Consider the following 15,257-nt stretch of genomic DNA (forward strand, 5'->3'; position numbering starts at 1 on the left):
TTGCAATTTAAATTGCAGACAGTGTATGCAAAATCGTTCCAAATTCAATGCTGATGGTAATAAAAAGCCGAGTAAAGCATTTTAGCAACTACTCGGCTTTATTTTTATTGAGGTTTAATAAACATCACGGCGATAACGACCTTGTTGTCTTAGCTCATCGAGTTGTTCTTCACCCAAAATATCAATAAGTGCTTGATCGACTCCGCTAGCCATTCCTTCAATACTTCCGCATACATAAAGAACGGCACCTCGTTGAACCCAGTTGGCCAATTCTTCTGCATTTTGTCTTATTAAGTCTTGAACGTACATACGTTGTTCTTGATCACGTGAAAAGGCTAAATCAAGTCGTTTCAATATTCCCATTGTTTGCCAAGCTTCAATGGTTGATGCATAGAAGAAATCATGAGCGCGTTGGCGTTCACCGAAAATTAGCCAGTTTTCAGTATAGTTATGACGAGTTCGAGTATGAAGCAAACTCATTAAACCTGCGATTCCTGTTCCATTACCCATACAAATAATTGGACGATTATCATCAATTAAATGGAAAGATTCATTGGTACGAATACGCAGTGCAATACTCTGATTAATTTCTGTGTGTCGAGTTAGCCAGCCAGATCCTAAGCCTAAATCGCCAGATTCATCGGACTGCTGGCGAACAACTAAACGAAGGACTTGTTGAGAAGGAATGCTAGCAATCGAGTACTCTCGAGTTGGTAGAGTAGGGAGCTGTTCTAATAAATGCTCCAGATTAGCAAATGGTTCAATTTCACCGGTTAAGTCTTTATTCCAAAGTGCTTTCTCAATAGAGATTTGTAGTGAGTCTACAAGTGCATTTTTAAGTATATGATGCTCCTGTAAGAATGCATTAATACGTTCAGGACTATTTCCCGGTTGTATTTCAGCAATATCTCCTGCTTGCCATACAGCTTCATGTTTGGCAGTCAGCTCAATATTATAAGCAGGTTGACCTAGACTATTAGGATTGAGCAAGTCACGGTGTTGTAATGTCCAACTATCAAATACTTTTTCAAGATTAACAGCATGCAAATCCAGTTTAGTTGCTTTTGCAAGAGCCTGATTCCAGTTTTGAATATGTGTAGGATTTGCATTATCTACTTCGATCGTCTCAAAATAGGCTTTTGCTCCATTATTTTTAAGCCATATAGCTACTGTGTGACCAAAACTACAATAAGTGTTGGGGTATTCTTTCGAGCCTAAAGCTAAAACGGCATAGTTAAGGTGTTGAAGTTCTAATTTCGTTTTTAATAGCTTTTTAGCAAAACTAGAAGCTAAGTCCGGTGCCTCTCCAGTACCATAAGTACTAATCACAAAAAGAATCTGTTCATACTGTTGTAAATCAGCTTCAGTTAACTCTTGTATAGATTTAACCTGAACAGGTTGATGTGCTTCTTGTAAGCTAGTTGCGGTACTCCACGCGAGTTGTTCTGCCACACCAGTTTGGCTAGCATAAGTAATTAACCAAGGTTTAGCATTTTGGTCGATGTAATGGCCAGCTAAAGATTGGCGAGCTGCTTGGGTTAGTTTTTTCTGTTTACGGCGTTTTAGATAAAGCATCCATCCAGTAATAAAGAACAAAGGCATTGCTAAAGACGCAAGCATTGCTACAAATTGATAAACTGGTCCAAAGAAGCTGCCACGATGTACAGGTAACATGCTGCTCATGATTTTTTGATTAAGCTTTTTATCTTCATAAAGCTCCATCTTTTCAATATTGGCAGTTTTATAGTTATAGACAGCTTGGTTGCGTGCACGCTCGTGTTGTGGTGTTGCATCTACAAAACTCAATTCAACTTTTCCATCGTCTTTTTTCGGTAGGTTCAGTGTTAGAGTTGAATAGTCGCGTCCGATTTTATTATTAAAGCCGCTCCAGGTCTGGTTGAGGGCAGTAATCAGTTGAGCGTTATCTAATTTAGCTTCAGTAGAGGATTTGTCTTTATTACGTCCAGCTCCACCATGTCCTTGCATTTTGGGTTGTTCTACACCTAATACTTTGAACATACCGCTACGCCACCAGTCATATGACCAATATAAACCTGTACAAGCAAAAAGAAGATAAAAAACAATTACCCATGTGCCTACAACAGCATGTAAATCCCAAATAAAATTTCGACCTTTAAGTTTGGGTTTAACAGCAAGCCATTGACGTGCAGAGTGTTTCTTTGGCCAACGTAAATATAATCCGCTCAAGACAAAATAAATGAGCATGAGGGCACAAGCACCAGTAATTTGCTTACCGAATTCTCCAGCAGTTAAGTTACGGTGAATTTGTTGTATGAATAAAAGTAACTCACGACCTTTAACATCAGGCAGTACTTGTGCTGTGTAAGGGTTGACCATCATATTGTAGCCACGACGTTCGCCTTCTTTTTCAATGTTTACAACAGATGAGGCGGTAGGGTCTTTGGCTATGGTAATGCTATTAATTTTAATTTCAGGCTGGGTTGTTGCGAAATGTTGGTAAAGTTGAGCAGGGGTAAGCTTGGCGGAGCTTTCTGCTTGAACTACATAACTATCTGTATTTACCCATTTTAAAATTTGTTGATCATAAGAATAAATTGCGCCTGTAACTCCCATAATTGATAAGATGAGGCCAGCACTAATACCTAGAAACCAATGAATTTGAAATAAAAACTTTTTAAACATGGTCGAAAAATGTAAACATGATGGAGATCTTGTAACCAATTATAGCCGAAGATTGAGTAGATAATATGGATTTTCTAGATAATATTAATTTTCATTATCATTTATTTTTCGAATAATAAAAAAGCCTCCGAGGCAGGAGGCTTTTTTATTGAGAAGAAATTAGAGAGTTTTTGGCTCACCTACAGTTTCTTTCAAATGCTTACGAATTGTATTAAAAGAAAAGTTTTTAGTATCCATACGTTTAGGCAAGATATACGCACCTTGTTGTTCTTGGCCTTTAGGATCTTTCACTTTAAAGTTAACTAAAATGAAGTCAGGGGTGTTGTACCATTCATAGATGTTTTTCCATCCAATCGTTCCCACACCTTCTTGTAAGCCCATTTGCTGGCGCATTACGATACCGTGCGGTTGTACACCTAAACGAATGCCTTTGATTTCCTGTACAGGAAACTCATTCATCTTACGCTTAACATACCATTCCAAGCCATATTTACGGCCAAGGTAATAAAGTACTACACCAACAATGGCAACCCAGCAAATCACTGTAGAGTAGTTCTTAATAAAAATAAGGCCTAAAATCGCAAGGGCTAAAATGACGCCCATAATTGCCCAGATTTTTGTGCTGATTTTATTGGTGCTGCGCCAGATAAGAAGCTGTGCATTACGTTGTTCAGCTTCTGTTACCTCGTAAGGAACAGGCTGAAGCGTATAAGCATATAAAGTTTTCGCGGTCATAGTGCAAATAACAAATTGTAAACTGTTTTAAGTTTAGCATTAATTGGCATAAGTCAGGAAAGGATATTATGCCAATTTCATACTAAATTCCGAGTCAATTTTATAATGAAGCAAGTTCGCTGGCATCATTATCTTGATCATGACTTAGTCGTTGTTTCAACATACTAAATCGATTTAAAACACTGAGCATCAGTGATAACTGCTGTAAAATAATGAGTGACTTTTGGTCTTCCTCATCATTTTGGCTTAAACGTTGACGTATTGTTTTAAGCATATTTTGTGCTGTCAAATCAGGCATTTCATCTCTTAATAACGCACCTTGTATATCGTCTAACGCTTGATCTAGAACTTTAAGAACTGCTTGATCTTGAATCTTTTCCCGATGTGCTCCAAGTGCTGCGATATAACTTAAAAATGTATGATTGAGACATAAAAATTCAAATATATCTGACTTGCGGGTAGGGTCAAAGTCCGGCTCTGTCGCTAAAGTTGAAATTAGTGAAGCGACCTCAGCATCGGTATTATGAGCAGCGCGGCGAACAATACGATAATTGAGCGCATGGTTATGTCCCTCATGGTATTGCTTTACTACTTCCGCTAAATAATTACATTGTGCTTGTAAGGAACGTCGAATGCTGCGGGGTAGGCGACGGAATTTCCAGTCAGGCCAAATGAAGGTGACACCGAACCACGCTAAAGCACATCCAATTAAGGTATCTACAAATCTAGGAATAGCTGCAGCGACTGCTGAGCCATCTAAGTTAAAGTTAATTAATGCCAAAATTGTGATGAACGCGGTTGCTTGGGCATATTGCTTACTGCGTAACTCGAAAAATAGTACGCCGCTTAAGACCAGCATGACTAATTGTCCTTCGACAGAAGGTACAAGGAATACCACGCTAAGACCGACAATAATTCCGACTAATGTTCCAACTATACGTAAACGTAAGCGACGCTTGGTCGCGTTAAAGTTAGGTTGGCTAACAAATAACGCAGTCAACATAATCCAGTAACCATATTCGATTCGAGTGGTTTGTATAAATACATATCCAATGAAAAGAACAATCGATACTCGAATGGCATGACGGAACAGTACAGATTCGGGTGTTAGGTTTTGTTTGATTCGAACAACAATATCATTCCAACCTTTTAAATCATCATCTTTGAGTTGGTTTTCAGCCTGTTTCACTTTGTCAGACTGAATATGTTGTTCCGTTTCTAAGTTCAGTAGTTGTGAGTCAATCGACTTTAAATTTCGGTATAAGGCAAAAAGTGCGTTGACCCAGAGTAAGTCATATTGTTGATCATTTCTTAGTTTTACTAAAGATAAGCGCAAGTTCTCAAAACTCTGCTTAAAGCGTTTGTTATGAATATATGGTTTACGTTGTAAAATACATTCATTTAACTCTTGGCAGGCTTTACCCTGAATCGCCAAAATACGCTGAAATCTAAATAAAATATCACTGTGCTCAAAAATCTTTGCTAACTTTTGATAGTCGATATGGGCAGAGTCCGCTCGTTCATGAATGTCTTGTGCGACAAAGTAATAATGTAGGCTACGACGAGTATCTTTTTGTCCACGGTCACCCTTTAAACGGGTTAAAAGGGCAGTTTTGAGATCATTAAAAATTGTTATCAATTTGCCATTTTCTAATGACAGATCAATCATGCTCTGCTGATAACTCGCAGGAGTCATATCAACATCAAACAAATTGGACTTAGCAAATAGAAAATCGCCTAGTGAGCCATAAGAGGCTGCCAGTTTGTCTTGAAGCTGTCGCACTGGAAACAATAAAAAGCTAATTGTTGCAATAAGACCGTACCATGCTGCACCTACGACCAAAAGCGCTGGCTGTATATACCACTGGTCAAATAAATGGACTCCTAGCATGGTATAAACCGAAACAACCAGACATCCGTAAGAAATTGTTGCGTAGCGACGGCCTAATGAGCCAAGTAAAATCCAGCCAATACAAGAGGCAATCAGTCCTAATGCAAAAAGCATTGGATAAGGGAAAAGTAATTGTACGGAAGCTGCGGTAATGAAGAAACCAATATAGGTATAAATCAAATTCATGATACGCACTGAAAAGCGATCATCAATATCGCTTAAACCAGCTGCGACCACACCTAATGTGAGAGGAATAGTTGCTAGTTGATGGCCTAGAAAATAAGGCACGAACGCAGTTCCTGAAAAGGCAATCAGCATCCGCACGTTATACATAAATGATGTGTTATAAGTCGCTCTTTTTAGGCGTTTAAACCAAGATTTCAAATGAAGTCCTTGCTGATCAACCTGAGTGATAAAGGATTTGTGTATTTCTACATCAATGTTGCACAAATCATACGATAGACAGTGTAAGCTTGTCTGTATGCAAATGAGTGAAAAATGAAATATCGTTATGTCTGAACAAACAGCCCAGCGTCAATATTCTATTGGCTGGATTATGTTGCTCGCGTTACTCACGGCCTTAGGGCCTTTATCTATTGATATGTACTTACCTGCGTTGCCTCAAATGGCTCACGACTTTGGGGTAAGTACGCAAATGGTGGCAAACACACTACCAGCTTATTTTTTTGGTCTAGCCATTGGACAGCTGGTGTATGGCCCATTAAGCGACCGTATTGGAAGAAAGAAACCGCTTTATTTTGGTCTCGCACTTTATGCAGGTGCAAGTTTATTGTGCGTGCTTGCTAAAAATGAATGGGGTTTGATTGCAGCGCGTATTTTACAAGCTTTAGGTGGTTGTGTCGGTGTGGTCATGGCTCGCGCCGCTATACGTGATAGATTGGATGTTCAAGGCTCGGCTCAAGCTTTTTCTAGCATGATGATCGTGATGGGTTTAGCACCTATTTTGGCACCTATGATTGGAGCTTGGATTTTAATCTGGTTTCCGTGGCAAGCGATTTTCATTACGCTTTCAATTGTGGGCGCGATATGCTGGCTATGTGTACATTTCTTTTTCAAAGAAACTTTGGCAATTGATAAAAGACTTAAACTATCTTTATATCAAGTGGCTACCTTATATGGTGCTATTTTCAAAGATGCGAGTTTCCGTTTACCTATGTTCGCAGGATGTTTAACCGGTGCAGCGTTATTCTGTTATATCAGTTCAGCTCCAGCTGTTTTTATGGACCAATATGGCCTAAATCAGCAAGAGTTTGCTTATATATTTGGTCTCAATGCTTTTGGCATTATGCTGATGTCATCGTTAAACAAGCATTTAACAACACGTGTTGAAATTACCAAGCGTTTAAAAGCAGGTTCAATGGTACAAGTAACTGGGGCTAGCATTGTATTAATTGCTGGTTTAATCCCTATGGCACCTTTATGGCTTGTAATGTTAGGACTATTTTTGGCGATTTCAGGAATTGGATTAACAGGTCCAAATGCTATGGCACTTGCAATGTCTAAGCAAGGTGCTCGTGCTGGAACAGCAAGTGCAATTATGGGCAGTATGCAATTTGCTTGTGGATTATTAGGTGGCTTGCTTCTTAACTTTCTTGTTTGGTCTGCATCACTCAATATGGGAATAATGATGGTGCTATTTACTTTAAGTGGCTTCATTGTTGTTTTAAAAGCGACGCAGCAGGCAAAAAGCAAACCTCTCTCATAATTTAAGAGAGGTTTACATAAACTTTTAATCTAGAAAGACTGCGAAATTCTCTACAGGTTCTCTAGGAGTAATAAAGGTATTTACAATATGTGCGGGATCTGCATGACCTAATGCAATCGCACATACTAGATCTTCATCATCTGCTGCCCCTAAAATATCTAAAACTATCGGGTGGAAATGGTTCCAAGCTGCCTGTGGACATGTATCTAAACCGCGGGCCTTAGCAGCCACCATGACATTCTGGATCATCATTGCGATATCCATTTTTGAACCAATTCCCATAGCTTTATTGACTGTAAAGAAAAGTCCGACTGGTGCATCAAACAGTTTGAAATTACGTAACTGTTGAGCAGCCATTTTTTCTCTTTCTCCCTTTTTAATGTCCAATAGACCGTAGAGTCCCCAACCATTTTCACGGCGACGGTCAATAAAAGGTGAAACCCATTTTTCAGGGTAATAGGCAAAAGTTTCTTTATATTGTTCTGCAAGTTCAGGATTTTTGGAAATCTCAATCTGTGCTGCACAGACACGCTCTACCATTTCATCACGTTTTTGCCCCGTCACAACATACACTTTCCACGGTTGAGTATTTGTTCCGGAAGGAGCGCGACTTGCGACTGTTAAAATATCTTTAATGATTTGCTGTGGTACTGGAGTGTCTAAAAAGGCACGTACAGAATGTCGAGAGGTGATAGCCTCGTCAACAAGATGGACTTGTTCCAAACTCATGATTACTCCTGATCTTATTCTCTAAAATCCAATACGTTTTGATGCTTCATTTCACATCTTGAAGTTGCTGCATTTATAAGCAAAAAATATTAGAAAAGAGATATCCTTACATGTATGATGATGCGATTCGTTTAGACATAATGGCTGATTAATTATAATTCGAATATGCCACTTTTGACTTAAATGCACAAAATAGTGCGAGTTTGTCGATTATAAAAAAACAAAGATTAAGCTTGGGTGAGCGAAAAATATTCAATTAGAAAAAAGGTAGAATATGTTTAAAAACAGTACAAAACGGATGACTTTATATAAAAAATAACCAATTTTCATATAAAGTTTTAATGAAAAACATACACAAAAGTTTAAATTTCTGCATAATACCGACTTTTTTACGCAGGTATGATTTCTCCATACTCACGTTAGGAAAAGTAGTGGCTGCATAATAAATACTTTTACAAAAAGATTTTTATGCAGAAGTGGAGAAATACACGAGGTATAAGGAGCTTTACATGAGTTTACCGCTCATCAACAAGCAGTTCATGAAACAAGGATTGGCGATTACCATTGCGACCATGAAAATGAACTTAACTCACGCAACGACTAGGCTAAAAAAAATACAACAGCTTGGTACGCATCTCAACGCACGCTTCTTGAGTAGCAAGGATCGGGGCGCAGATAGTCGCGTTATAGCGCTGGCTTGTTACAGTCTTTGAAATTTATATGCAGTTTAGACATTCGCTCAAAAGTATATGTAAATATGCTTATGGCTTAAATCCAGATTTTTTATAACTCGATTAATTGATGTGAATCATTAAGCGAGCTGATTTAGCGGTGGTCATTTGTTAGTTTCCAAGTTTGTAGCCGAGTCGATGCATGCTGTTCATCCCAATGGGACTATGTTCAGTAATGCGATGAATTCATTTTATTTGAAGAGTGCTTTCTCTCATGCAACCTTCAAAGGCTTAGTGCTGGGCATCATGTTGCTTAAACTTGTGACGATAATTGCTATTCAATTGACATTAAAAGTTTTTTCTTAAATGTACTGAAAAAGTCCCAATTTTGAGGGGCTTTTTTGTTTATTGCAGTATTTTGGCTTGTGCTAATAGCGCATTAGCAAGAACGTAAGCGGAACGAGTATGAATGAACAACTCAATGCGACATTGATGTCGTGGGTAAAATTTTTTAATGACCCTTTATGGGATTTCCTAGTTATTTTCTTGCTGGCTGTCGGTATTTTTTATACGGTCTTAACTGGAGCAGTGCAAATTCGCATGTTCTTGCAAAGTATTCGTGTTATGAAAAGCAGTCGTACTGAAGGCGAAGACGAGCATGGTCTTACACCTTTTCAGGCATTTGTAACAGGTCTTGCGAGCCGTGTTGGGGTAGGTAACATTGCTGGTGTAGCAATCGCGATCGCAATTGGTGGTCCTGGTGCAGTGTTCTGGATGTGGGTAACAGCTGTTCTTGGTATGAGCTCGGCTTTTATTGAGTCTACACTTGCTCAGTTATTTAAAGTTCGAGATAGCAAGAGCAAACAGTTCCGTGGTGGACCGGCTTACTATATTACTCAAGGTTTACGTAGTAAAACCTTCGGTGTAGTTTTCGCACTGGCATTAATCTTTACTTACGGTTTCGTATTTAACTCAGTTCAAATCAATGCAATTGCTAATGCATCTTCACATGCATGGGGTTGGGACAAGGCCAATCTTATTGCTCATTTAGGTGGTGTTGATTTAGAAATCTCTTGGGTTGGTATTGCGCTTGTCGTTATGGTTGCATTGGCAATTTTTGGTGGTATCAAACGTATCGCTAAATTTGCAGAAATGTTCGTACCTTTAAAAGCAGGTCTTTACCTATCTGTTGCGTTATATATTGCATTAAGCAACTATGCAATTTTGCCTGATATTTTAAAGCTGATTGTGACTGAGGCTTTCCATTTTAAGTCTGCAGCAGGTGGTTTCTTTGGTGCTGCCGTATCAATGGCAATGATGCAAGGTATTAAGCGTGGTTTGTTCTCAAACGAAGCGGGTATGGGTTCTGCACCGAATGCTGCTGCTGCGTCTGATGTAAAACATCCTGTAAACCAAGGTTTGGTACAAATGCTTGGTGTATTTGTAGATACTTTCATTGTATGTACAAGTACTGCAATTATCATTTTGGTTTCTGGTGTTTACCATGATGCGGGCTTCGTTGGTGTTGAATTAACTCAACGTGCTTTAGAAACTCAAGTTGGGCATTGGGGATCGGACTTCCTTGCTGTTCTATTATTCTTGTTCTGTTATTCAGCTGTACTAGGTAACTATGCCTACGCTGAAGGTAATGTGCAGTTTATTAATAACAATCCGAAAGTTATGTTCATCTTCCGTATTTTTGTATTGGTAATGGTGTATTTCGGTGCAATTGGTAGTGTTCCATTAGTTTGGTCAATGGCTGACTTGTTTATGGGTATCATGGCGACGATTAACTTAATCGCAATTTTACTATTAACACCAATGGCACGTACTTTGTTGAAAGACTACCGTGAGCAATTAAAACAAGGTATTAAAGAACCAGAGTTTAAAATTAATAAATATCCAGAGCTGAAGAAAAAAGTCGATTCAGATATTTGGTAATTTTCAAAAAAGCCTCTTAGAAATAAGGGGCTTTTTTTTATACACCATAAAAACACTTGAGTATAAATTTTAAACATGACAAATTAAATAAATTCAATACAGCTTTTCACAGAACGAGCAACTAAACTTGCAGTTCGAAATTTAACGTCATAGTGCAAAGATGGGTCATGAAACAGCTTAAATTGTGGATTCTCGGACTTTCTATGGTGTTGGCTGGCTGCCAGACCACCTCACACTTATCTGCCTTAAAACCACAAACGGCAGAGGCATACTCTCGTTTTGTTGACCAGCCCTTTGCAAAAATTAAGAAACAGCAGAAAAAGCCAGTTGTCGCGCTAGTGTTAGGTAGTGGTGGTGCACGTGGATATGCGCACATTGGCGTGATTGAAGTTTTAGAACAGCATGGTATTCGTCCTGATTTTATTGTTGGAACCAGTGCAGGCAGTATTGTTGGGGCAATTTATGCGAGTGGAAAAACACCCGATGAATTGCGTGATACTGCATTGAAAATGAAAGCAGGCGACGTGCGTGATATTAGTATTGGTTTAAAAGGTTTTTTTGACGGTAAAAAAGTTGAAGACTACGTAAATCAACAAGTAAATAACTTACCGCTCGAAAAAATGAAAATACCGATGTATGTGGTTGCAACAGAGCTTAAGCATGGCACAAAAACCGTATTTAACTATGGCAATACTGGGCAAGCTGTTAGAGCCTCTGCATCTATTCCAAGTATGTTTATACCCACTAAAATTGGTAAATCTGAATATGTAGATGGCGGTTTAGTGAGTCCAGTACCTGTTGAAGTTGCCCGTGATTTAGGTGCTGATGTTATTATTGCTGTTGATATTTTGGCCCAACCGATTTATACGGAAACTTCGAATGTATGGGGGCTCTTTAACCAGAATATTAATATTATGCAAGGACGTTTAGCTGCTGAAGAACTTCAATATGCAGATGTCGTGATTCAACCAGATTTAAGAGAAAAAGCCCATATTTTTGATGTGAAAGGCCGCGAAGCCACCATGAAAGCAGGTATAGATGCGGCAAATGCAAAATTATCTGATATTCAGTTTGCAATTGATGAAAAAATAGCTGAACAGAATATTTCCACTGACGGTTTAAGTGCCCAGTCCAAATAAATCAAAAGCAAGTATATGAAAATTAAATAAAAGCCCTGTTCGGGCTTTTTTGTTGAAAAATAAAAGATTTGTATGTGCTGATAAAAATTTTTGTATAGTGGAGCTATGCTGAAAACTCCTCATGACAGATGTGAGAAATTCATGCTATTTTTCAAAAAAATAATTGATTTGTAACATATTGAGGCCGACTAATTAGATGATTCAGCAACAGGTAAAACAAGAGTTTCCAACATTAGAAGATATACATGCCGCTGCAGAGCGTTTAGATGGTTTAGTGGTTAAAACACCATTTGTTTTTTCAGAAACCATTTCTAAAACCCTAGGGGCAGAAATGTGGCTGAAATTTGAAAATCTACAATTTACGGCTTCTTTTAAAGAAAGAGGCGCATTGAATAAACTTTTGAGTCTATCCGAACAAGAAAAGCAACATGGTGTAATCGCTGCTTCAGCAGGTAACCATGCACAAGGGGTTGCTTATCATGCTCAGCGTACAGGCGTAACAGCAACTATTGTCATGCCTAAATCGACACCCAACGTGAAGGTACAACGAGTACGTGAATACGGCGCACGCGTTATTTTGCATGGTCAAGACTTTTCTGAAGCTGCTGCTGAAATGCACCGTGTCGCTCAAGAAGAATCTTTAACTATTATTCATCCTTTTGACGATGCTGAAATTATTGCTGGTCAGGGAACCATTGCGCTCGAAATGCTTGCAGCTGTTCCTGAACTAGACATTTTAGTTGTGCCAATTGGCGGTGGTGGTCTCATTTCTGGTATTGCGATTGCAGCAAAATCGATCAACCCTAAAATTAAGGTCATCGGGGTTCAGTCGGTTGTATACCCAAGCATGGCGAAATTGCTTTGTAACTATCAAATCGCAGTTTCCTTAGGTTCAACCGTAGCTGAGGGTATTGCGGTTAAAACTCCGGGTGAGCTGACGACTCAAGTCGCTAAAGAATACGTTGATGACATTGTCGTTGTCACTGAAGACATGATTGAAGAAGCAATTGCGCTGCTACTTAACATTGAGAAAACAGTATGTGAAGGAGCAGGGGCGACAGGTATCGCTGCAATTATGTCTCGACCAGATCTATTTTTAGGTCATAAAGTCGGGGTTGTTTTATCTGGGGGTAATATTGATACACGAGTGATGGTTTCCGTATTACAGCGTCACTTGACGCGTACGGGGCGTATGGTTCGTATTCGTGTCGAATTACCAGATAATCCAGGTGCTTTAGCGCGTTTAACAGCAATTATTGCTGAGCAAGGCGGTAACATTTACGAACTGCGCCATGAACGCTTTGCTGCCACAAGTCGTGCCAAAGAAAGTGCGGTCAGTGTTGATGTCGAGTTAAAAAGTGCTCCAGATCTGGAACCTTTAATTCAGGCTATGCAGCTTGAAGGTTATATTGTTCGTAAAGAAGAGATTTAAACACAGATATCACTATGATATAAAAGCCGTATATGGCTCTCAAGGGAGTCATATACGAAGCAATTTAAATGGATTAAATTGCAAAAAGGATGAATTTACAAAAAAACGATCAAATCCTTCAATGAAATGGGAAAAACTGACAATTCTCTAAACTTTGCCCTTCACAATTTTAAGGTTTAGGTTTTAGTATTCTCTTCATTGCAAATTTGAAGAAATATAGGGATAACAACACTCAATGTTCAAATCATTTTTTCCGTCTCCACGGTATTTTTTTATATCTGTAGTTATTTGGCTCGCGCTAAATATGGTGCTCTGGTATACAGGGGGAGAACACTGGGGACAGTATGTAGGCTTTCCCCATGGTTATGCAGATGCTGAATTGCCTGTTGGTGTAAGTCGCTTCTGGTCACCTGCTTTCTTATGGTTTTATCTCTGGTTTTTAGTCTCCACAGCAATTTTTGCCGGTTTTTGGAAAATTGTTTCTAATAATCCGTGGCAGCGTTGGTCTATCTGGGGATCAGCATTTATTCTATTTAATATCTGGTTTGCTGTTCAGTCCAGTGTTGCGATTAATGCATGGTATGTACCATTTTGGGACTTAATTCAAAAAATGCTTTCTAGTGGAGGGGGGGATCTCTCAGCACTATATAGTGAAACCCTAGTTTTTCTTTATATTGCAATGGTCGCTGTGACTTTAGCTGTCATTAATGCTTTTTTCACAAGTCATTATGTATTCCGTTGGCGTACGGCAATGAATGAATACTATACGGAACATTGGGAAAAGCTTCGCCATATTGAAGGTGCTTCGCAGCGTGTACAAGAAGATACCATGCGTTTTGCAACCATTTTGGAAGATTTAGGGGTAGAGTTGGTAAAAGCTGTTATTACATTGATTGCTTTCTTACCTATTTTATTTCAACTTTCTAAACACGTTACTGTTTTACCAATTGTTGGTGAGTTAGATCACTCTTTGGTATGGGCTGCAATAGTATGGTCAATTTTTGGTACCATTTTATTAATGGTAGTTGGTATTAAATTACCTGGTCTACAATTTAACAATCAAAAAGTAGAAGCAGCTTACCGTAAAGAATTGGTTTATGGTGAAGATCATGCTGATCGTGCAAAACCTGCTACTTTACGTGAGTTATTTAGTAATGTACGTAAAAATTATTTTAGACTTTACTTTCATTATGCCTATTTCAATATGACGGCGATTTGGTATGGACAACTTGATATTTTGTATAACTTGGTTGTTCTTTTCCCATCTATAGCTGCTGGTAAACTCACATTAGGTTTAATTCAACAAATTGCAAATGTGTTTGGTCGCGTAAGAGATTCATTCCAATATTTAATTAGTTCATGGAAAACCATTATTGAGTTACTTTCGATTTACAAGCGTTTAAAAGCTTTTGAATCAATATTGCATAAATAAATGAAAACCCGCGAAAGCGGGTTTTTTTATAGGTACAAATATTTAATGAGTTGCATTATAAAAATTAAGAATAGGACCAACTAATGATTGCTGAGATTTATCTAAGGTGACTTGAATCTCTTTGTAGTTGAACATGTCCTCATCATCATATTTGGCAATACCATGCGTTTTATTGTTCACTTGTGGAATTTGATAACTAAAAAAAGCCACTTTTTTAGAGGGATGAACGATGGTAATGAGTTTTTTTGGGTCTTTGAATCCGCCAAAATCATCTTCAACACTTTCTTTTAACAGTTCAGGAAAATAAAGCGTTGCATTTGGTAATCCACACCCAACGCAAAAAGAAGAGTCATAAAGCTCTATCGCTTGTTTTTGATCTGGACTCATTGCTAAAGCAAAACCAGTTCCATTCGCACCTGCATTTGCTTGTACATCTTGCCAGTTACGTGGAACCAGCACCAATCCTGTTTCAGGTAATGCAAGAAGCTTGAGTTGTTTTGCATGTTGAGCATCGAGTTTAAAATTAAAATGGCAGCTTTTAGGCGTACAGGTTTCAAAACTTTTAAGTAAACCATCTTCTATAGGGTTTTGTGCCGTTACTCCATAAAAAGGGACTGTAACGCCGTTTAAAAAATTTGCTTCTCCAAGCTTATAGATCTGATTATCTGCTTTGCGTGTTGCAGCAGAGCTATAAAACTTTGGAAAATGAGGAGTAAAGCTTTTTACTTCTGCATAAGCAGTTGAAGTGAGACTTACCAATACTGTGCATAATAAAAAATTTAATTTTTTCATTTTTAGAAAGTAATCAATTTAAAATCTTATATAAATCTAACATATTCTTTTAAACTATAAGGTAATTCAAAATTGAAAACTGTTTTTAATTTCATAATAAAAACA

Annotated in this window: 12 protein-coding genes; 7 read left to right on the forward strand and 5 right to left on the reverse strand. The window is 38.4% G+C overall.

The genetic code is table 11. From position 1 onward, the window contains the following. Positions 1-114: 114 nt before the first annotated feature. The 3 genes from NE363_RS03365 to yccS all read right to left on the reverse strand — a co-directional run bounded on the left by NE363_RS03365 (position 115) and on the right by yccS (position 5,674). A complete protein-coding gene (locus NE363_RS03365) occupies positions 115-2,664 on the reverse strand; it encodes a PepSY domain-containing protein (RefSeq protein ID WP_445535820.1) in 2,550 nt (849 codons plus the stop codon). 159 nt (positions 2,665-2,823) lie between these two features. Then, positions 2,824-3,399: an SdpI family protein gene (locus NE363_RS03370; RefSeq protein ID WP_004705789.1), complete on the reverse strand. Its 576-nt coding sequence runs from the start codon at positions 3,397-3,399 to the stop codon at positions 2,824-2,826. Positions 3,400-3,499: 100 nt separating this feature from the next. Then, the gene (yccS, locus tag NE363_RS03375) at positions 3,500-5,674 is read right to left on the reverse strand and encodes a YccS family putative transporter (RefSeq protein WP_077162447.1); all 2,175 of its coding nucleotides are present in this window, start codon (positions 5,672-5,674) and stop codon (positions 3,500-3,502) included. A gap of 127 nt (positions 5,675-5,801) precedes the next feature. On the opposite strand from yccS, the gene NE363_RS03380 reads away from it, so the two are divergent. Next, positions 5,802-7,016 (forward strand): multidrug effflux MFS transporter, encoded by a 1,215-nt coding sequence (locus NE363_RS03380; RefSeq protein WP_445535821.1) that lies wholly within the window; start codon positions 5,802-5,804, stop codon positions 7,014-7,016. Between the two features lie 24 nt (positions 7,017-7,040). Here NE363_RS03380 and NE363_RS03385 read toward each other — a convergent pair whose 3' ends face one another. Then, the gene (locus tag NE363_RS03385; RefSeq protein WP_019457237.1) at positions 7,041-7,745 is read right to left on the reverse strand and encodes a nitroreductase; all 705 of its coding nucleotides are present in this window, start codon (positions 7,743-7,745) and stop codon (positions 7,041-7,043) included. Positions 7,746-8,254: 509 nt separating this feature from the next. Between NE363_RS03385 and NE363_RS03390 the strand changes: the two genes are divergently transcribed. The 6 genes from NE363_RS03390 (at position 8,255) to sbmA (ending at position 14,360) form a co-directional block, all read left to right on the forward strand. Then, positions 8,255-8,458 (forward strand): hypothetical protein, encoded by a 204-nt coding sequence (locus NE363_RS03390; RefSeq protein ID WP_004705793.1) that lies wholly within the window; start codon positions 8,255-8,257, stop codon positions 8,456-8,458. Between the two features lie 183 nt (positions 8,459-8,641). Continuing rightward, positions 8,642-8,782, forward strand: a complete 141-nt coding sequence (locus NE363_RS03395) for a hypothetical protein (RefSeq protein ID WP_077162500.1) — start codon at positions 8,642-8,644, stop codon at positions 8,780-8,782. Between the two features lie 99 nt (positions 8,783-8,881). After that, positions 8,882-10,357, forward strand: coding sequence for an alanine/glycine:cation symporter family protein (locus NE363_RS03400; protein WP_199999270.1), 1,476 nt, complete (start codon positions 8,882-8,884; stop codon positions 10,355-10,357). Positions 10,358-10,524: 167 nt separating this feature from the next. After that, the gene (locus NE363_RS03405) at positions 10,525-11,496 is read left to right on the forward strand and encodes a patatin-like phospholipase family protein (RefSeq protein ID WP_419332426.1); all 972 of its coding nucleotides are present in this window, start codon (positions 10,525-10,527) and stop codon (positions 11,494-11,496) included. A 196-nt stretch (positions 11,497-11,692) separates the two neighbouring features. Continuing rightward, positions 11,693-12,928, forward strand: a complete 1,236-nt coding sequence (locus NE363_RS03410; protein WP_019457234.1) for a threonine ammonia-lyase — start codon at positions 11,693-11,695, stop codon at positions 12,926-12,928. Between the two features lie 235 nt (positions 12,929-13,163). After that, complete coding sequence (gene sbmA, locus NE363_RS03415) at positions 13,164-14,360, forward strand: peptide antibiotic transporter SbmA (protein WP_199999268.1); 1,197 nt, start codon at positions 13,164-13,166, stop codon at positions 14,358-14,360. A gap of 42 nt (positions 14,361-14,402) precedes the next feature. Here the strand turns inward: sbmA and NE363_RS03420 are convergent, their stop codons facing one another. Then, positions 14,403-15,152 (reverse strand): DUF4850 domain-containing protein, encoded by a 750-nt coding sequence (locus NE363_RS03420; protein ID WP_445535822.1) that lies wholly within the window; start codon positions 15,150-15,152, stop codon positions 14,403-14,405. Positions 15,153-15,257: the final 105 nt, after the last annotated feature.

The organism is Acinetobacter sp. G18 (genome assembly GCF_052660225.1).